Origin of the sequence: Paraburkholderia acidicola, assembly GCF_002362315.1 — a bacterium.
In the GTDB taxonomy this organism is placed as follows: Bacteria; Pseudomonadota; Gammaproteobacteria; order Burkholderiales; family Burkholderiaceae; genus Paraburkholderia; species Paraburkholderia acidicola.
Map to the genome: position 1 here is coordinate 1392623 of NZ_MTZV01000004.1, position 19144 is coordinate 1411766.

Annotated in this window: 13 protein-coding genes; 5 read left to right on the top strand and 8 right to left on the bottom strand. The window is 59.2% G+C overall.

All coding sequences use genetic code 11. From position 1 onward, the window contains the following. Nucleotides 1-146 precede the first annotated feature (146 nt). The 7 genes from BWP39_RS16555 to dnaA all read right to left on the bottom strand — a co-directional run bounded on the left by BWP39_RS16555 (nucleotide 147) and on the right by dnaA (nucleotide 13807). Nucleotides 147-1766, bottom strand: coding sequence for a type I restriction-modification system subunit M (locus BWP39_RS16555; protein ID WP_096721894.1), 1620 nt, complete (start codon nucleotides 1764-1766; stop codon nucleotides 147-149). Then, nucleotides 1763-2947 carry an AAA family ATPase gene (locus BWP39_RS16560; protein WP_096721896.1) on the bottom strand — a complete coding sequence of 395 codons (1185 nt, stop codon included), beginning with the start codon at nucleotides 2945-2947 and terminating at the stop codon, nucleotides 1763-1765. The genes BWP39_RS16555 and BWP39_RS16560 overlap by 4 nt, the downstream gene beginning before the upstream one ends. Beyond that, nucleotides 2944-4248 (bottom strand): restriction endonuclease subunit S, encoded by a 1305-nt coding sequence (locus tag BWP39_RS16565; RefSeq protein ID WP_096721898.1) that lies wholly within the window; start codon nucleotides 4246-4248, stop codon nucleotides 2944-2946. Before BWP39_RS16565 ends, BWP39_RS16560 begins: the two co-directional genes overlap by 4 nt. Then, the gene (locus tag BWP39_RS16570; RefSeq protein WP_096721900.1) at nucleotides 4238-7315 is read right to left on the bottom strand and encodes a type I restriction endonuclease subunit R; all 3078 of its coding nucleotides are present in this window, start codon (nucleotides 7313-7315) and stop codon (nucleotides 4238-4240) included. The genes BWP39_RS16565 and BWP39_RS16570 overlap by 11 nt, the downstream gene beginning before the upstream one ends. 931 nt (nucleotides 7316-8246) lie before the next feature. After that, a complete protein-coding gene (gene gyrB, locus BWP39_RS16575; protein ID WP_096721902.1) occupies nucleotides 8247-10718 on the bottom strand; it encodes a DNA topoisomerase (ATP-hydrolyzing) subunit B in 2472 nt (823 codons plus the stop codon). Between the two features lie 113 nt (nucleotides 10719-10831). After that, entirely contained in the window at nucleotides 10832-11935 is a 1104-nt protein-coding gene (gene dnaN / locus BWP39_RS16580; protein WP_096721904.1) for a DNA polymerase III subunit beta, read from the bottom strand. A gap of 285 nt (nucleotides 11936-12220) precedes the next feature. After that, nucleotides 12221-13807, bottom strand: coding sequence for a chromosomal replication initiator protein DnaA (gene dnaA, locus BWP39_RS16585; protein WP_096722673.1), 1587 nt, complete (start codon nucleotides 13805-13807; stop codon nucleotides 12221-12223). A gap of 387 nt (nucleotides 13808-14194) precedes the next feature. Here dnaA and rpmH point away from each other — a divergent pair, with 387 nt between their 5' ends. The 4 genes from rpmH to yidC all read left to right on the top strand — a co-directional run bounded on the left by rpmH (nucleotide 14195) and on the right by yidC (nucleotide 16853). Further along, nucleotides 14195-14329, top strand: coding sequence for a 50S ribosomal protein L34 (rpmH, locus tag BWP39_RS16590; protein ID WP_004198824.1), 135 nt, complete (start codon nucleotides 14195-14197; stop codon nucleotides 14327-14329). Between the two features lie 26 nt (nucleotides 14330-14355). Beyond that, nucleotides 14356-14844 (top strand): ribonuclease P protein component, encoded by a 489-nt coding sequence (gene rnpA / locus BWP39_RS16595; protein ID WP_096722675.1) that lies wholly within the window; start codon nucleotides 14356-14358, stop codon nucleotides 14842-14844. An 80-nt stretch (nucleotides 14845-14924) separates the two neighbouring features. After that, entirely contained in the window at nucleotides 14925-15155 is a 231-nt protein-coding gene (yidD, locus tag BWP39_RS16600) for a membrane protein insertion efficiency factor YidD (RefSeq protein ID WP_091017557.1), read from the top strand. 30 nt (nucleotides 15156-15185) lie between these two features. Continuing rightward, nucleotides 15186-16853, top strand: coding sequence for a membrane protein insertase YidC (gene yidC / locus BWP39_RS16605; protein WP_096721906.1), 1668 nt, complete (start codon nucleotides 15186-15188; stop codon nucleotides 16851-16853). A gap of 118 nt (nucleotides 16854-16971) precedes the next feature. Here the strand turns inward: yidC and BWP39_RS16610 are convergent, their stop codons facing one another. Further along, nucleotides 16972-17394 (bottom strand): helix-turn-helix domain-containing protein, encoded by a 423-nt coding sequence (locus BWP39_RS16610; protein WP_170043862.1) that lies wholly within the window; start codon nucleotides 17392-17394, stop codon nucleotides 16972-16974. 348 nt (nucleotides 17395-17742) lie between these two features. On the opposite strand from BWP39_RS16610, the gene mnmE reads away from it, so the two are divergent. Next, nucleotides 17743-19137 (top strand): tRNA uridine-5-carboxymethylaminomethyl(34) synthesis GTPase MnmE, encoded by a 1395-nt coding sequence (mnmE, locus tag BWP39_RS16615; protein ID WP_096721910.1) that lies wholly within the window; start codon nucleotides 17743-17745, stop codon nucleotides 19135-19137. Nucleotides 19138-19144: the final 7 nt, after the last annotated feature.

A 19144-nucleotide genomic window follows, 5' to 3' on the forward strand; every position in this document is an offset into this window, starting at 1 on the left:
CTCCCAAGACCTTCAGCGCAACTCAAGATGGGATGGCCGGGCGCTTACGGAGCAGACCACGCTGGACCGTCTGGTGCAGCAGCATGCCGAGACCATCTTCGCGCAGGCTAAGGCCGGGGCCTGTACGGACCAGTCAGTGTGAGCGACTATGGCAACGGCTTCAAATCCAGTTCTCTCAGGAAAGCGTTGTGCTTGTCCTTCGCAGCCGTAATCGCTTTTTCAATCTCCACCAGCTCTTGATGAGTCTCATCCAGAACAATCTCCGTCTCGCTCACCGCCGTACTGATATAGCGCGAGATGTTCAGGTTGAAATCGTTATTCTCGATCTCGGCCATCCCCACCTTGCGTGAGTAGCGCGCCTCTTCCTCGCGGAACTGGTAGGTCTTGATGATCTTGGCGATGTGCTCGGGCTTGAGCTGGTTCTGGCGTTTGCCTTTCTCGAAGTGCTCCGGCCCGCTTGCGTTAATGAACAGGACATCGTCCGGCTTCTTACACTTCTTCAACACCAGGATGCAGACGGGGATGCCGGTGGAATAGAACAGATTGGCGGGCAGGCCGATCACCGTGTCAATGTGACCGTCCTTCAGCAGCTTCATGCGGATGCGTTCTTCCGCCCCACCTCGAAACAGCACGCCGTGCGGCAGGATGATGGCCATCACGCCTTCGTCTTTGAGGTAGTGGAAGCCGTGCAGCAGGAAGGCGAAGTCGGCAGCGGACTTGGGCGCGAGGCCGTGGCTCTTGAAGCGCACGTCGTCGGCCAGCGCGTCGGTCGGTTCCCAGCGGTAGCTGAAGGGCGGGTTGGCAACGATGGCGTCAAAGCTCGGCTTCTTGGCCGGGTTCTGCTCCCGCATCATGTCCCACTCGTTGAGCAGGGTATCTCCGTGGAAGATCTCAAACTCCGTGTCCTTCACCCCGTGCAACAGCATGTTCATGCGCGCAAGGTTGTAGGTCGTGATGTTCTTTTCCTGGCCAAAGATTTTGCCGATGGTGCCATCTGCCTTGGTCACCTTCTTGCGCACGTTGAGCAACAGCGAGCCGGAGCCACAGGCAAAGTCCAGCACGCTTTCCAGCCGCTTCTTGGTCCCAGTTTTTGGCTCCTGACTGTCCAGCGTGACGATGGCGGAGAGGATGTCGGAAATCTGCTGCGGGGTGTAGAACTCGCCTGCCTTCTTGCCGGACCCAGCGGCAAACTGGCCGATCAGGTATTCATAGGCATCGCCCAGCGCGTCGATGTCGGTGGAGAACTCCGCCAGCCCTTCGGCGATCTTCTGGATGATGGCGCAGAGTTTAGCGTTCCGGTCGGGGTAGGTTTTGCCGAGCTTCGGGGAACTCAGATCGATCTCGGAGAACAGACCCTGAAAGGTGCTCTCGAAGGATTCCGTCTCGATGTACTTGAAGCCCGTTTGCAGCGTGTTCAGCAGCTCTGCGTCTTGGGTGCGGGCGAGGTTGGCGATGCTGTTCCAGAGATGCGCGGGCTGAATGACGTAATGCACCTTGCGGCGCATCTGCTTCTCGAACGCCGGGATGTCGTCAACGTTGTTCGCATACCAGAGCGCCAACGGCACCTTGCGGATGTCGCTTCCCACATCAGGGTAGTCCCGCCCCAACTCCTTCTTCGCCGCCGTTTCGTAATTGTCCGAAAGGTAGCGCAGGAAAAGGAAGGACAGCATGTAGTCGCGGAAGTCGTCCGCATCCATGGCGCCGCGCAGTTGGTCCGCGATGCTCCAGAGGGTCTGATTGAGTTGCTTTTGTTTGGATTCGTTCATGGGATCGTGGCAGGTGCGGCTGCGGCTGGTGTCGGTGTTGGCGCCGTCTCAAGGATGTCAGGCAGGTCAAATTGGAATTTGGTGGTGAAGTCTTCCAGAATGCGCCGGAACAGCTCTTTGTTGTCATCCCCCATTTCGGTTGGTTCGTGGATGGCGTATTTGCCATGACTGAGGAGGTTCAGCGCGCGGTTGTAGAGTGCACGGTCTTCCTCGATGCTCAGCGCCCTAAGGCAGAAGGAGATGTCAGCGTGGCCGAAGAACGACGCCGTTTTTTCCATGATGCTGCGCAGGGCGTTGAAATGGAAGGTGTATAGCTTGCCGGTGCTGGGGGCAGCGGCAAGTTGGAGCTCAGCGAGTGACGCGACGTGATGGAAAAAGGGCGTGTCTTCGGTGGCCCGCAAGGTATATGCGCCGTCTCCGTTCGGGCGGTGCAGAAAGTAGCGCTTGTGGGTAACCCTCGACTCGCCCTCTTTTGCTCTGCCAATCTCGTTGCACATCACGTTGAAGAACAGGGCGTGATGGGACGAGAAAACAACCTTGATGGGCGCGGGAGTGCCGTCCTGGCCTTTGCGGCTCACAGCCCGGCGCAAAAGTTGGGCGAGGTCGCAAGCCACGGCGATGGCGTTGTTGTCGTCCAGTGAAGAGATGGGGTCATCAATGTAGAGATATTTGTTCACTTGATAGGAGACGTGACCGTCGAGCATCCGCTCGCAAATGGCCATGAAGAGGCACCAGATGAAGATATTCTGCTCGCCACGGGAGATCTTGATGTTCTCGGCCTCACGGTTCCGGAAAGAGACCGTCCATGTCTCGTAGTCAATGTCGAAATCGAAGTCCGCATAACGGTCGAGGTAGCCCGCAATCGTTTCGTCCAGTGCGAGGTCTTTCAGACCGTTGAAGAAGCTGGAATTGGGATTGAGTCTGAGCCGCCGGACAGCATCACCGTCTAGATCGTTATCCCAGGTGAACAAGTCTTCGGTAAAGGCATTGAAGTAGAGGGTGTCGGCAGCGCCATTGTTCTTGCGCTTCCCCTCGTCCTTGAACTCCATCGACAGCCGCGTCTTGCCCGTGCGGTTGTAGGCGTATAGGAGAATGAGCTCTACTCCGCCCAGATCGTCACGCAGCTTTCTCGTGAGTTTCCTGAGGTTGGCGTATTTGTTGATCTTTGGCTTGGTGCTCATGCCTCAACCTCTTCTGAGGATGGAAAAAGCTGCTGCATCAACCCTTTTTTGTGGGTCTTAAGGGCTTCGAGCTTTTGGGCTTCGGCGGCGATCAGGGCATCGAGGCTACGTAGGCAGGAAGTGACTTTCCGCTGTTCCGCTTCCTCTGGCGGAAACGCGAACTGAATTTCCCGTATCAGCCCCTGACTGAGGTTTTCTTGCCCACCGCTATTGCTCATTCCCCGAATTTCGTCGTATCGGGCCGCCAAGTTCGTGAAGACAAAATATGGATCTATGCCTTTTCGAGGAAGAATTGCAGCGCATGCCTGGTTGGTTGCAGCCTCGATTCCTAGCAAGGCGACTTGTCCGCGGGTCTTTCCCTGGCCGTACATTGCCATCAATACCGTGCCTTTAGGAAAGAGCTTCGCCGAAGAATTGGCCATTCCCTCCGCACTTATAAATTCCTCAGCACTGCAAATCACCCGGAAGTCCACTAATGACGTTGTGATCCAAGGAATATTTCCGTTCCAGTACGCTTTTTCGGTGCGACTTGGGGTACCCCCGGAAGTCGTCTCAAATGTGGCACCCAACGAATCACTCACCCACTCCGCGGCGTTTTGAAATTCGGGAAAGCGGAGGCGGGGTTGGGTTTCGCCTTCGCGGGGGAAAAGCTGTTGCATCAGACCTTTTTTATGTGTCTTGAGCGCGTCCACTTTCCGCGCTTGCGCAGCTATCAGCTCGTCCACCGAACTCAGGCATTCGGCGATTTTTTCTTGTTCAGCGCGACCTGGTGTCGGGATTTCGACACCAAAGAAGGTTCCCCTACTGATATTCAGAAGGCCATTGCTTCGGGCGCCGCTTGTGATGTGCCGCTTTAGCTGCCTGCCATGTTGGTTTTGCTCAAAGCAGTTCTGGAAGAAGCCCTTCGAGTAACCATCTTTAAGCCGGAAACTGATGAAGACATTTGGCGCGGCCACTTGTCCCCAACCCTGCAATAGATAAACGCAGCCTTGCGGAAATTTGAGCGAGTTGCCTTTATTAAAAACAAAGTCGCCGTCTTTGACTGCGGTGTAGAGTTGATACTGATTGCCTGAGATATCCCGCCCGAATTTCTCAGCCTGCGAGACAAAGCCAATCCCAGCGGAGATGCTAACTGGCGTCAGCTTCCTTTCCCCGACACGCTCCGTCACCGGCGTAGATGCTTGATGGAGGGTTATGAGTTTCCACGCCTCCGTCCCGCGAAACTCCGGAAACCGCAGTTTCGGCACTAGCGCGGGCCTTGCCTCTTCCGTCGTCGTGGTGGCTTTGTTCTTACTGCTCATACGCGCTAAGTCCTGAAATGTCGCGGCCACCGGCGCGTTTAGTGAGGAGGGGGTGGAGGTCATCCATGAGGGCGAGTTCGGCCTGGGTGCGGGCTTTCCAGCCGAGGTCGAGCGGGGCCATCAGGTCGCTGAGTCGCTCGCCATCGAAGATCATGCGGTCGAGGATGCCGTCCACGAAGCTTTGAAGGGCGGCGGTGCTGAGGCCGTGCTTCGCTGCGATGTCGGCGAGTTCTTTGGCGCTTTTCTCCGCCGTGAAGCGGGTATAGCCGTCGCGGATGGCGGCTTCAGAGAGGCCCTCACCCGCCCGGAGCGTGGCGATGTATTCTGCGATGTCGTCGCGCTCGTTCATGAACTTGGCATCGGCGCTGATGAGGCCGATGAGTTCCTCGCGGGTCATCTTGGCCTTGCCGGGCTCCTTGGCGGAAAACTTGGCGATGAGGCCCATGATGTAGTCGTAGTCGATGACGGCGGAAGCGAAGAGGACAAACTCGAAGTCGAGCTGGTCCACGGGGTCATCGTTGCCGGGGCCATCCCCTTCCTTGACGTCTTTGCCCTGCTGCGCTCTGAGCTCTTTGGCAGTTTGCAGATACTGGCCTTTGAAGCCGCGCAGGTTTTCATCGGGCAGCACCTGCTCGATGACGGCCTTGTTGTCTTCGCTGAGGTCGGTGTATTGGTCCAGCTGGGTTTTGAGTCGCTGGACTTCCTTGAAGTGGCTGATGAAGGCGGCGCGGGCCTCGTCGCCCTTCAGGTTGGCTACGGCGGATGGCGTGCAAGCAAGGCCCTGGGACGCCATGAAGTCGTCCAACTTCTGCACTGCAGTCTCCAGCTTCTGGATGACCACAGGCGCCTTGTCCACGAGCCAGATTTCTCGCGCCTGCTCGCCGGTCTTCTCTCCGGAGAAGAGGGCGATGGCAGCATCGACGGAATCTTGCTGTTGGCGAAAGTCGAGGATGTTGCCGTAGGGCTTGGTGCCGTTGAGCACGCGATTGGTGCGGGAGAACGCCTGGATCAAGCCGTGGTGCTTGAGGTTCTTGTCCACATAGAGCGTGTTCAGGAACTTGGAATCGAAGCCGGTGAGCAGCATGTCCACCACGATGGTGACGTCGATCTTCTGCGCGGCCGGATAGTCGGCATTGGGCCACTGCTGGTCCTTGATGCGTTTCTGCACATCCTGGTAGTAGAGGTCGAACTCGCTCAAGCGGTGGTTGGTGCCGTAGCGGGCGTTGTAGTCGACGAGGATGGCCTTGAGCGCAGCTTTCTTGCCCTCGGGATCTTCTTCGTTGTCCGCTTGTTCCTGCGGCAGGTCTTCCTGGATCTGCTTGACGTCTGGGTCACCCTCGGCAGGCGGGGAAAAGACGCAGGCAATGTTCAGCGGCTTGAAATCGGGATCGGTGGCCTGCTTGTCCGCTTGCATGGTCTTGAACAGAGCGTGGTATTCGATGGCGTCGTTGATGGACGCGGTGGTGAGGATCGCGTTGAAGCGGCGCCCGCCGGTAGCTGCATCGTGCTTGGCAAGAATGGCCTCGATGACGGCCTTCTTGGCAATGGCTTCGCCGGGCTTTGGTGGGTTCTTTCCCTCGGGCTTGAAGTAGTCAACGTGGAAGCGCAGAACGTTGCCATCTTCGATGGCATGGGTGATGGTGTAGGCGTGGAGCTGCTTGTGGAAAAGCTCCTCGGTGGTCCGATACGAAGCCACCTCACCGTCGATTTTTATGCGACTGGCGTTGCCATTGGGTCCACCAAATATCGGCGTGCCGGTGAAACCGAAGAGCTGTGCCTTAGGGAAAAATGCTTTGATGGCTTTGTGATTGTCGCCAAACTGCGAACGGTGACATTCGTCGAAGATGAAGACAATGCGCTTGTCCTGCAGTGCTTCAAGTTGTTCCTTGTAGGTAGCGTGGCCGTTCTTGCTGCGCTGTTTGTTGCGCTTGCTGTTTTCGTCCAGCGCCAGGCCGAGCTTCTGGATGGTGGTGACGATGACCTTGTCAGCGTAATCCTCTGAAAGTAGGCGGCGCACAAGGGCGGCGGTGTTTGTGTTTTCTTCGACGCAACCTTCCTGGAACCTGTTGAATTCCTCCCGTGTCTGGCGGTCGAGGTCTTTTCGGTCCACGACGAAGACACACTTGAAAATGTGGTCGTTTTCCTTCAACAGGGTAGAGGCCTTGAAGGAGGTGAGCGTCTTGCCGCTGCCAGTGGTGTGCCAGATGTAGCCGTTGCCGTTGTCTTCGTCGATGCATTTGACGATGTGTTGCACGGCATAGACCTGGTACGGCCGCATGATCATGAGCTTTTGCTCACCCGCAAGCAACACCATGTAGCGGCTGATGGTGCGGCCGAGGTCGCACTTTCTCAGGAAGTGTTCGGCGAACTCGTCGAGTTGGGTGATCTTGCGGTTGTCCTCGCCTGCAAACTCATAGATGGGCAGAAAGCGCTCGTCGGCATTGAAGGCGAAGTGCCGGACGTTATTGTTGGCGAAGTAGTAGGTGCGGTCGCGGTTGCTGACGATGAACAGCTGCACGAAGCAGAGCAGCGTCTTGGTGTAGCCGTTGCCGGAGTCCTGCTTGTATTCGACGATCTGCTCCATCGCCCGGCGCGGATTGACGCCCAGGGTTTTCAGCTCGATCTGCACACAGGGCACGCCGTTGATGAGCAGGATGACGTCGTAGCGATGGTGGCTGTTGTCGGTGTTGATTCGCAGCTGGTGAACGACCTCGAAGTGGTTTTTGCACCAGTCCTTGATGTTCACCAGCGTGTAGTTCAACGGTGTGCCGTCGTCGCGGATGAAGGCGTTGATGCCGCGCAGGGTCTTGGCAGCGGTGTAGACATCCGCGGTAACTATTTCATCCAAGAGCCTGGCAAACTCGGCTTCGGTCAGCTTGACGCGGTTGAGGGCCTCGAACTTCTCCCGGAAGTTCCTTTCCAGCGCGGCGCGATCGCGAATGTCGTCGCGGTATTCATACTTCAAGTTCTGAAGCTTGCCAAGGAAGCCGTATTCGATGTGCTCTTCTTTGACGACGGAGCTCGGTGCCCCGGACGGCAGATCGTAGGTGAACTTGGATGAAGGCATGGGAGAGGAACGTGCGTTGGCTATGGATCGGAAGGCAATGCGGGTGGCGGGTCGCTATGTGTTGTGTCCGTTGGGATGTACTACAACCACTTATAAGCTTGCCAGTGTGAGGTCCAACGTTCCGCTCATGTGTCGCGGGAGACCTTGATGCGCTCTGGTCGAGCGCCGACTTCGCAAATCCGCACTCGGTAGCGATTTTCTTGTGCGATCACGCCCCACCGCCTGGCATCAAGCGAAAGACTTAGCTTGGACCCAGTCTAGGAACGTTTCGAGATTCTGCTCTGCCAACTGCTTACGGCTTGCCGCTATCAGCCTTCTATTCTAGCCGAGGCAACCTTTCGCCTGCCGCGCGCTTCTCGTCTTGCTGCTGGTTCACGTCGGGCAACGGAGAGTTCAAGCATCCCTCCTCAAGGCCCCTCGTGTTCGCATTGTATGTCCACCGCTGGCGGTGTTTTCCCTATGCCGCTTGCGGGATAGGTCTATCGCACCCTATGAAATACGTATGAGCGGACAAAAAAGCGTAGCCTCGGACCTGAAAGGCTTCATCTGCGCAGAGGCGGGCCCAGATTTTCGCAAGAAGCAAAGCCTGTGAGACTTCGTTGGAAATCGCAAGCTTTAGCCCGTGCGCAAAAGTCGGTAGACATCCACTACCGATCCTGATCTAAACCGCCTAGCAAGTGGTTGTAAACGTCCGCTTTGGACAAAGCTGACAGACTGCTTAGGGTCGGTCATAGACATTTCCATCATCGGTGTTAAACGGGCGGGGCGTCTACCGCCCACGGCGGGCCGCCCGCAACCCGCATCGTCGAGATCTAACGTTCAACCGCCCCGGTCCCGCCGAGGTCCGGGAAGTCTCACAATTTCCGTTTTCGCAGTCTCACGAAAGGTGCCCCAATCTCACGAATTCCGTTTCCCTGCAAAACAACAACCCTCAAACATCAATATTCCCCGCCCTCAACGCATTAGACTCAATAAACGCCCTACGCGGCTCCACATCATCCCCCATAAGCGTAGTAAAAATCCCATCAGCAGCAATAGCATCCTCAATCTGCACCCGCAGCAACCGCCTGACTGTCGGATCCATCGTAGTTTCCCAGAGCTGCCCAGGATTCATCTCCCCGAGCCCCTTATACCGCTGCAACGAGACGTTACGCTCAGCATCAGCAATCAACCACTTCATAGCGCTCTTGAAGTTATTAACCGCCATACTCCGCTCACCGCGCCGGATAACAGCACCAACCCCGATCAAGCCTTTGAAGGTGTCGGCAGTAGTAGTCAGCTGGCGATAATCCGCAGTCAACTGAAAATCCTGATCGATAACCGAGATCTTCAGATTGCCGTGATGCTTCCGCTCCACCCGCAGCGACCGTTGCTCGCGCACAGCGTCATACATCGCATGCACAAACACCTCAGGCTTCAACGGATCATCCCGCAGATGGGCCTCGAGCACCTTAGCCGAGGCCTCAGTTGAAGCCTCATCCGAAAAGTCGATCACAACACCATCCATGACCGCTTCCATGGCCTGCGCGTCGTAAAGCCGGCTCAACCGGTTAACCACAGCCTGCGCAAGCAAATAAGACCGCGCCAGTTCACCCAGCGCATCGCCAGCAATCGGCGTCGCATTCTCAGTAGGAACAAGATCGGAGCCCTGCAGGGCGAGCTTCAACATATGCGCATTCCGCTCAGACTCATCCTTAAGATACCGTTCGTCCTTACCCGCCTTGATCTTGTACAGCGGCGGCTGCGCGATATAAACAAACCCACGTTCGATCATGTCCGGCATCTGCCGATAGAAGAACGTCAGCAGCAGCGTACGGATGTGCGCACCGTCCACGTCCGCGTCGGTCATGATGATGATGCGGTGATAGCGCAGCTTGTCGAGGTTGTAATCGTCCTTGCCGATCCCGCAACCCAGCGCGGTAATCAGCGTAACGATCTGCTCCGACGAAAGCAGCTTGTCGTAGCGCGCCTTCTCGACGTTCAGCACCTTGCCGCGCAGCGGCAGGATGGCCTGAAACTTCCGGTCACGCCCTTGCTTGGCGGAGCCGCCTGCCGAGTCGCCCTCGACGATATAAATCTCCGACTTCGCCGGATCTTTCTCCTGGCAATCGGCAAGCTTGCCCGGCAAACCAACGCCGTCCAGCACGCCCTTACGTCGCGTCATCTCGCGAGCCTTGCGCGCAGCGTCGCGCGCACGCGCAGCATCGACGATCTTGCCGCAGATAATCTTTGCGTCGAGCGGCGTCTCAAGCAGGAATTCTTCAAGCGCCTTGGCAACCACGTCCTCAACCGGCGCACGCACTTCCGACGAAACAAGCTTGTCCTTCGTCTGCGCGCTGAACTTCGGCTCCGGCACCTTGACGGACAGCACGCACGACAGGCCTTCGCGCATGTCATCGCCGGACGTCTCGACCTTCGCTTTCTTGGCGACTTCGTGATCGGCGATGTACTTGTTCAACACGCGCGTCATTGCCGCACGCAAACCGGTCAAGTGAGTACCGCCATCACGCTGCGGAATATTGTTCGTGAAGCACAGCACGTTTTCGTTGTAGCTGTCGTTCCACTGCATCGCTACTTCGACACCTACGCCGTCTTTCTCGCCGCTCACGTGGAAGATGGTCGGATGCAATACGGCCTTGGTCTTGTTGATGTACTCGACAAAGCCCTTCACACCGCCGACAAACGCGAAGTCTTCTTCCTTGCCCGAGCGCTGGTCGGCCAGGCGAATCCGCACGCCGTTATTCAGGAACGACAATTCGCGGATGCGCTTCGCCAGAATGTCGTAGTGATATTCGACATTGCCGAAGATCGTGTCGTCCGCGAGGAAGTGCACTTCGGTGCCGCGATTTTCAGTGTCGCCGACCACCAGCATCGGCGATACGCGTTCGCCATCCACTTCTTCGATGATGCGGTTCTGCGGCACGCCACGATGGAATTCCATGAAGTGCTTCTTGCCATCACGGCGCACCGTGAGGCGCAGCCATGCCGACAGTCCGTTCACGCACGACACGCCCACGCCGTGCAGCCCGCCGGACACCTTGTAGCTGTTCTGGTCGAATTTGCCGCCGGCGTGCAATTCGGTCATCACGATTTCAGCGGCACTGCGCTTCGGATCGTGCTTGTCGTCCATCTTCAGGCCGGTCGGCACACCGCGGCCGTTGTCGGTGACGGAGACCGAGTTGTCGGCGTGGATGATGACCTGGATGTCGTTGCAGTATCCGGCCAGCGCTTCGTCGATTGCGTTGTCCAGCACTTCGAATACGAGGTGATGCAGACCGGTGCCATCCGATGTATCGCCGATGTACATCCCGGGTCGCTTCCGGACGGCCTCCAGACCTTCAAGGATCTGAATGGAAGAGGCGCCGTAGCTGTTATCGGGTTGCGAATTGTTCGTTTCAGTCATGGATTTTTTCCGGTTCTGCGTTACTGCCTGGTTGCTGCTTCAGGACTTTCAAAACACCATAAAAACGCCAAAGGGGCACTGCGCCCCTTGGTGTGTTCTTATTGTCGGTTGCGTCAGATGCGCATCGGCATCACTACGTACTTGAATTCCTCGTTCTCGGGAATCGTGATCAGCGCGCTAGAACTCGCGTCGCCGAGGCTGACTTGCAGCGTGTCGATCTTCAGGTTCGCGAGCACGTCGAGCAGATACGTGACGTTGAAGCCGATATCGATGGTGTCGCCCTGGTAGGCGATTTCCAGTTCTTCCTGCGCCTCTTCCTGATCGGCGTTGGTGGACATGATCTTCAGCTGGCCCGGCTCGATGATGCAGCGCACGCCCTTGAACTTGTCCGACGTGAGAATCGCCGCGCGTTGCAGCGAGCGTTGCAGTTCTTCGCGACCGATCAGGAACGTGTTCTTGTGCGACTTCGGAATCACGCGCTGGAAGTCAGGGAACTTGCCTTCCACCAGTTTCGAAACCAGTTCGACCTGGCCGAACGTGAACTTCGCCTGGGTCGACGCGATTTCGATCTTCAGCGTGTCGTCGATATCTTCGAGCAGACGTTGCAGCTCAAGAATCGTCTTGCGCGGAACGATCACTTCCTGGCGGGCAAACGACCCTTCGATTTTCATCGATGAGTACGCCAGCCGGTGTCCGTCGGTTGCGACGGCCATCAGCTGGTCGCCATCGACCACGAGCAGCATGCCGTTCAGGTAGTACCGGATGTCCTGCTGCGCCATCGCGAAATGGACCATGCCGAGCAACTGGCGGAACGTCTTTTGCGGAACCGACAGGTTGGCGCCGAAATCTTTGGCTTGCGCGACGGTCGGGAATTCGTCCGCGGCGAGCGTCTGCAGCGCGAAGCGGCTCTTGCCCGACTGCACCGTGAGGCGCTTGTCGGTCAGCGTCAGGCTGACCTGGCCTTCAGGCATCGCACGCAGGATGTCGAGCAGCTTGCGCGCAGCCACCGTCGTCGCCACCGACTCTCCACCTACGCCGAAATCGGCGCGCGTAGTGATCTGCAGTTCGAGGTCCGTCGACAGGAACGACACATTGGAACCGCTCTTGGTGATCAGCAGGTTGGCGAGGATCGGCAACGTGTGGCGGCGTTCGACGATGCCGCTCACGGTTTGCAGCGGCCTGAGGAGGTTATCGCGTTCGGTCTTGACCAGTTGCATAGAGTTCCTTCGTTGATATAACGGCCTGCGCGCCCCGCCCGGCTCACCACCGCGCGCCAGCGGCCCCCTGCCGGTGCCGCCGCGCCCAGCCGGACATGGCCTGAAAACCCGCCTGCGCCCGCCGGGCGGTTAAACCTGTATTGTGCCTGAAAACGAAACCGCTTCCCTAAAATGGGGACGTTCCGCGAAATAAACAGGGCCGTTTTGCCACGCCAGTCTCAGTCCTCTTTCGGACCGCCTGAATTGGCCTCGCACCCTGCGTTTTTTCGCGCCGCGGCTCCCCGCTCAGCCCTTCAACGTCTGCTCGAGCACGTGCAGCTCATGATTCAACTGCGCATCCTTGCTGCGTTCATCGGCAATCTTGCGCACCGCGTGCAGCACGGTGGTGTGATCGCGCCCGCCGAACAGCTCGCCGATTTCCGGCAGGCTCTTCTGCGTCAATTCTTTGGCCAGATACATCGCGATCTGCCGCGGCCGCGCGATATTCGCCGGTCGCTTCTTCGAGTACATGTCCGCGACCTTGATGTTGTAGAAGTCGGCAGCGGTCTTCTGGATGTTCTCCACCGAGATCTGCCGGTTCTGCACGGTCAACAGGTCTTTCAGCGCTTCCTTGGTCAGTTCGATCGAGATTTCGCGGCCATGGAACTTCGAGTACGCGAGGATCTTGCGCAGCGCACCTTCGAGTTCACGAACGTTCGAGCGCAGGTGCTTCGCGACAAAGAACGCGACGTCCTCGTTGAGGCTCACATCTTCCGATTGCGCCTTGCGCATCAGGATCGCCACGCGCATTTCCAGCTCGGGCGGCTCGATCGCCACGGTCAGGCCGGAATCGAAGCGCGAAATCAGCCGGTCGTCGATCCCGGAAATTTCCTTCGGGTACGTATCGCTTGTGATGATGACCTGCGCCTTGTTCGCGACCAGCGCCTCGAACGCGTAGAAGAATTCTTCCTGCGTACGCGATTTGCCGGAGAAGAACTGGATATCGTCGATGAGCAGCAGGTCGAGCGAGTGGTAATAGCGCTTGAAGTCGTCGAACGCCTTGCGCTGGTACGCCTTCACCACATCCGACACATATTGTTCCGCGTGGATGTAGCGGATCCGGGCGCCGGCCTTGTCCATCAGCAGCTGGTTGCCGATCGCGTGAATCAGGTGAGTCTTGCCGAGGCCGACACCGCCGTACAGAAACAGCGGGTTGTACGACACACCGGGGTTGTCAGCGACCTGGATCGCCGCCGCGCGCGCGAGCTGGTTCGCCTTGCCGGTGACGAAGTTGTCGAATGTGAGCACCGGGTTCAGCTTGGAGCGCTCGTACATCGGGTCGCTGTCGCCGTTCCCGGCAGGCCCCGAACCGGGACGCCACGTGCGGCGCGCCGCCGCGGCTTCGTTTGCATCGAGGCTGGGTAGATCGAGATCGGCGGCATCGTCGCCGTGCTGGCCGGCCGTATGACCGCCATTCGATCCTTGCGCCGAGCCATTGCCAAAGCGTGCCGCATGCGCGGCCTGCACCGCACCGACGGCTGCGCCAACGGCCGCGACGCCACCCGGGTTGCCAGCTGAAGAAAAGGAGGTTTGCTGCCGCGTCGGCGTCGTCGTCGGCGCGGGCGCCACGGACAGACGCGAGCCCGACTTCGGATCGAGAACGAACTGGACATCGACGGGCGCCTGCCAGAAATCGCGGGCGAGATCGGTGATCCGGCCGGAAAACTGGCTCTTGACCCAGTCGAGCTTGAAGCGGTTCGGCGCGGCGATGCTCAGGGTATGCGCATCGGCGTCGAAGGCGACCGGGGCCAACGGTTTGATCCACGTCACGTACTGCTGGGGCGTCAATTCGCGCTCCAGCAATGCGGAACAGTGTTGCCAGAATTCGTTCATCGAGTTGCTGTCGTTATGTGCACGGCGGTCCGCTGGCGCTTCCTGGTCGCAGAACACGCGACGAGGCCCGGAGCAGCACAGACGGAACTGCCCCAGGCGCTTGCACCACAAGGGTTTGCGGCAAGCAGGCGCGGCGGGGCGTCGTGCAGGATTCTTGGGATTAAGGCGAGATTCTAACGCCAAAACGACGCCGTAAGGGGAGTTATCCACAGGGCCGGACCAATGCGTCGGGGCGTTCAGGTGTGCCGGAACAAGCTTCTAAACTATTGACGGCCAAGAGAAAACCGGCTTAAATAGCGGGTTCCGCGAAAACCAATTTCCAGCACCACCGTTCATTGTGTTCCCGGCGATGCTCGCGCGGTCAATTCTGAAACAAGTGAGAGCAACATGAAACGTACTTACCAACCTTCCGTGACGCGTCGCAAGCGCACCCATGGCTTCCGCGTTCGCATGAAGACTGCGGGTGGCCGCAAGGTCATCAACGCACGCCGCGCGAAGGGCCGCAAGCGCCTCGCGATCTAAGGGCTGCTTCGAGCGGATTGCGCGCCGTGTCCGGCACCCGCGCTTCAGCGGGAACGGCTCACACGCCGCAGCAGGGATCGATTCCGTTGCGCGCGCAGGCCGCCTTCCCCAAAGCCGCAAGGCTGCTGAAAACGGATGAATTCTCATCCGTTTTTCGTTTGCGCCCGTGGCGCCGCTCCGCGCATTTCGTCGTGTACGCCAGTCCGACAGGCAACGAAGCGCGCTTAGGGCTCGTGGTCGGCAAGAAGCATGCACCGCGGGCCGCCACCCGCAACCTCGTGAAGCGCCTCGCACGCGAGGCGTTCCGGTTGCGGCGCGCGGACTTCGCAGGCTGGGACGTGCTGCTGCGCCTGCATACGAAGATCGACAGGAAGGCGCTGCCCAGCGCCTCGTCGCCGCCGCTGAACGCGTTGTGCACCGAAGAGATCAAGATGCTGCTCGACAAGGCTGCGCGTGAAATCGCTAAGCGCCAGGCGCAGCCCGCTTCGCTTACTCCGCCGGCAGCAACGCCATGACGCGCAACCGGCGTCGGCCCGCTCCGGTGAACACGGTGCCCGATCTTCCCCCTGTGCGGCGCCGTCCGGTCGCTCAAGCCATGCAAACGGTACTCATCGCGTTGCTGCGTTTTTACAAGGTTGCCGTCAGTCCGCTGCTCGGCGACCGGTGCCGTTTTTATCCTTCCTGTTCGGATTACGCGCGCGAAGCAATCCAGTATCATGGCGCCGCGCGCGGAACTTACCTCGCCGCCAGGCGCCTGTGCCGCTGCCACCCGTTTTCGGCGGGCGGCATCGATCTCGTCCCGCCTCCCACTTCTGAAAAGCGCTGACGCGCCGTTCCCTCGACACTGAGACAACGCATGGATATCAAACGCACCGTCCTATGGGTCATCTTCTTCATGTCAGCTGTCTTGCTGTTCGACAACTGGCAGCGCGACCACGGACGTCCGTCGATGTTCTTCCCGGGCGCCACGCAGACGCATACTGCGGCAGGCGCCGCGCCGGGAACGACGACGCCGGGAACCCAACCCGCCGATCTGCCTACGGCCAATACGGCTGCGGGTACAGCGCCCGGCAGCACGACGCCTGCGGCAGCTCAAGCCCAGCTGGTTCCGTTCAGCACCGACGTCTATAGCGGTCAGATCGACACTCGCGGCGGCACGCTGTCCAAGCTGTCGCTGATCAAGCATGGCGACGGCTCGCAGCCTGACCTCGTCATCACGCTGTTCGATCACACCGCCGACCATACCTATCTCGCGCGTACGGGTCTGCTCGGCGGCGATTTCCCGAACCACACCGACATCTTCACGCCGGTACCCAATCAACCGCACGACCTGACCGGCGACGCAAAGTCGTTCCAGCTCAGCTTCGAATCTGCGGAGAAGGGCGGTGTGAAGGTCGTGAAGACGTACACGTTCACGCGCGGCAGCTACGTGATCGGCGTCGATACGAAGATCGTCAACGTGGGCACCGTGCCGGTCACGCCGACCGTCTATATGGAACTGGTACGCGACAGCCAGCCGGTCGAAACGCCGCGCTTCTCGCACACGTTCATCGGACCGGCGGTCTACACGGCTGAGCATCACTTCCAGAAGATGACGTTCAGCGACGTCGACAAGAACAAGCAGGACTACGCGACCTCCGCCGATAACGGCTGGATCGCGATGGTCCAGCATTACTTCGCGACGGCGTGGATTCCGCAGCAGGGCGCGAAGCGCGACATCTATGTCGAGAAGATCGACCCGTCGCTGTATCGCGTGGGCGTGAAAGAACCGGTCGCGACGATTGCGCCGGGCCAGTCTGCCAATGTGTCCGCCGAGCTTTTCGCCGGTCCGGAAGAAGAGCGCATGCTCGAAGGCATCGCACCGGGCCTCGAACTCGTGAAGGATTATGGCTGGGTGACGATCATCGCCAAGCCGCTGTTCTGGCTGCTCGAGAAGATCCATAGCTATGTCGGCAACTGGGGCTGGTCGATCGTGCTGCTCACGCTGCTGATCAAGGCCGTGTTCTTCCCGCTGTCGGCGGCGAGCTACAAGTCGATGGCGCGCATGAAGGCGATCACGCCGCGCATGCAGGCGCTGCGCGAACGCTTCAAGGGCGATCCGCAGAAGATGAACTCGGCGCTGATGGAGCTGTACAAGACCGAGAAGGTCAATCCGTTCGGTGGCTGTCTGCCGGTGGTGATCCAGATTCCGGTGTTTATCTCGCTGTACTGGGTGCTGCTGTCGTCGGTGGAAATGCGCGGTGCACCGTGGATGCTCTGGATTCACGATCTGTCGCAGCAAGACCCGTTCTTCATCCTGCCGGTGCTGATGGCCGTCTCGATGTTCCTGCAGACGCGTCTGAACCCGACGCCGCCGGACCCCGTGCAAGCCAAGATGATGATGTTCATGCCGATCGCGTTCTCGGTGATGTTCTTCTTCTTCCCGGCCGGTCTGGTGCTGTATTACGTGGTGAACAACGTGCTGTCGATCGCGCAGCAGTACTACATCACGCGGATGATGGGGTCGAAGAAGAAGGCTGCCTGAGTTTGAGTTTGTCGGGTGAAACGGGAGAGCTTGTCCGTTTCGCTCCAGTAAAAAACCGCCCGGTGCCGAACTGCACCGGGCGGTTTTTTTATGCGGGTACGGCTTCCGCTCGCCGCGCTCAATCCTTGTCGGCGTCGCCGTAGAACTGCGAAATCAGTTCCTGCACCAGATACCGATGATGCGGTGTCAACGCTTCGATTTTCGACGCGAGTTCCAGCGTCTCGGGAGACAGCGGATACTTCTCACCGCGCGTTCTCGGTCTGGGCACCGTGCGTTTCGCGTCGCCGGGCGGTGGTCCGTAGTGCAGCCAGTGCAGATCGACGTCGAGCCATTCGGCTAGCGTCTGCAGTTTGTCGGCGGTGGGGATCGTGCGGCCGCTCAGCCACTTGTGCGCGGTTTGCGGCGAAATCGGATGGGCGCCGCGATACCGCAGGTTGAAATGCAGTGCGAGCTCGGTTGGACCTTGGGGTGTCTCGGGGGCACGGCGCATCGCGAACTGTAGACGTTCGGTGAAGGCGGCTTTTTCTTCGGCGGTAGGCATGGCCGGATTGTGCAATTCGAGTGGTGCGATGCCGACAACCATTCGCGCTATATTTATCTCCATTTAGTTATAAATAGCTCGATAACTGTATGACCTGGATCGATACCCGGAACAGCCCAGCCACGCACGAAGCTCATTCTGGAACAGTGTTGGGGCACTTATTGCCACAGATTGTCAGACTCGCGGTTAACGACCATTATCTCAATTAAGATACTTCCTAGCCGTTCTGACCGGAGGCGGCGTGCCGCCGCGATCCAGCCCCCATCCAAAGCGCCGAAAGCCCGCGCGTTACAATGCGTCGCACTTCATACGGCCCCGCCGTCGTCCCATTCCCTTCGTTCGTCCATCATGCTCGCCACCGATTCCGATCCCATCGTCGCCATTGCCACCGCTCCGGGCCGCGGCGGAATCGGCGTGGTACGAATTTCGTTCGGGCGTGCTAGCGAGTCGGTCGGCCAGTTAATCGAGGCGCTGACGGGCCAGGCGCTCGCGCCACGGCATGCGAGCTATGTGCCGTTTCTCGACGGCAAGGGCGAGGCGCTCGATCGCGGTATCGCGCTGTATTTTCCAGCGCCTCACTCGTACACGGGCGAGCACGTGCTTGAACTGCAGGGGCATGGCGGGCCGATCGTGCTGCAGCTGGTTTTGCAGCGCTGCATCGACGCTGGCCGCGCATTCGGCCTGCGCCTCGCGGAGCCCGGCGAATTCACGCGACGCGCGTTCCTCAACGACAAGCTCGATCTAGCTCAGGCGGAAGCCGTCGCCGATCTGATCGAAGCGAGCACCGAGGCTGCCGCGCGTTCGGCGGGCCGCTCGCTCGACGGTGCGTTTTCGCGCGATATCCATGCGCTCGTCGAAGAAACGATCACGCTGCGGATGCTGGTCGAAGCGACGCTCGATTTTCCGGAAGAAGAGATCGACTTCCTCGAAGCCGCCGATGCGCGCGGCAAGCTTGCACGCATCCGGCAGCAGCTCGTGAACGTGCTCGCCGAAGCGAAGCAAGGTGCGTTGCTGCGTGAAGGACTGTCGGTAGTGCTCGCCGGGCAACCGAACGTCGGCAAATCGTCGCTGCTGAATGCGCTCGCAGGCGCGGAGCTGGCCATCGTCACGCCGATCGCCGGCACGACGCGCGACAAGGTCGCACAGACCATCCAGATCGAAGGCATTCCGCTACACGTGATCGACACCGCGGGCCTGCGCGAAACCGACGACGAGGTGGAAAAGATCGGCATCGCGCGGACGTGGAATGAGATCGAGCGGGCGGACGTCGTGCTGCATCTGCTCGACGCGCGTAGCGGCATGACCACCGATGACGTCACGATCGCCGCGCGGTTTCCCACCGGCGTGCCGGTTGTGCGGGTGCTCAACAAGACCGATTTGACGGGGTTTCCGGCTGCGGTGACGTCGCCAGACGATATCGGTTCAGACTTGCGCGAAGTGCGGCTGTCGGCCAAACAGGGCGACGGTATTGCCTTGCTGCGCGAAGAACTGCTGCGGATCGCGGGCTGGCAAGCGGGCGCGGAGAGTGTGTACCTCGCACGTGAACGGCACCTGATCGCGCTGCGCGCAGCGCAGGAACATCTAACACTTGCTGCTCAGCACGCGGATCAAAACGCGCAGGCACTGGATCTGTTCGCGGAGGAGCTGCGTCTCGCGCAGGAACAGCTCAATTCAATCACCGGTGAGTTCACGTCCGATGATCTGCTTGGGGTGATTTTTAGCCGGTTTTGTATCGGGAAATAACCACCCA

Coding starts and splice junctions, on each gene's coding strand:
- BWP39_RS16555 (WP_096721894.1), bottom strand. CDS start 1,766: ATGAACGAATCCAAACAAAAGCAACTCAATCAGACCCTCTGGAGCATC.
- BWP39_RS16560 (WP_096721896.1), bottom strand. CDS start 2,947: ATGAGCACCAAGCCAAAGATCAACAAATACGCCAACCTCAGGAAACTC.
- BWP39_RS16565 (WP_096721898.1), bottom strand. CDS start 4,248: ATGAGCAGTAAGAACAAAGCCACCACGACGACGGAAGAGGCAAGGCCC.
- BWP39_RS16570 (WP_096721900.1), bottom strand. CDS start 7,315: ATGCCTTCATCCAAGTTCACCTACGATCTGCCGTCCGGGGCACCGAGC.
- gyrB (WP_096721902.1), bottom strand. CDS start 10,718: ATGACTGAAACGAACAATTCGCAACCCGATAACAGCTACGGCGCCTCT.
- dnaN (WP_096721904.1), bottom strand. CDS start 11,935: ATGCAACTGGTCAAGACCGAACGCGATAACCTCCTCAGGCCGCTGCAA.
- dnaA (WP_096722673.1), bottom strand. CDS start 13,807: ATGAACGAATTCTGGCAACACTGTTCCGCATTGCTGGAGCGCGAATTG.
- rpmH (WP_004198824.1), top strand. CDS start 14,195: ATGAAACGTACTTACCAACCTTCCGTGACGCGTCGCAAGCGCACCCAT.
- yidD (WP_091017557.1), top strand. CDS start 14,925: ATGCAAACGGTACTCATCGCGTTGCTGCGTTTTTACAAGGTTGCCGTC.
- yidC (WP_096721906.1), top strand. CDS start 15,186: ATGGATATCAAACGCACCGTCCTATGGGTCATCTTCTTCATGTCAGCT.
- BWP39_RS16610 (WP_170043862.1), bottom strand. CDS start 17,394: ATGCCTACCGCCGAAGAAAAAGCCGCCTTCACCGAACGTCTACAGTTC.
- mnmE (WP_096721910.1), top strand. CDS start 17,743: ATGCTCGCCACCGATTCCGATCCCATCGTCGCCATTGCCACCGCTCCG.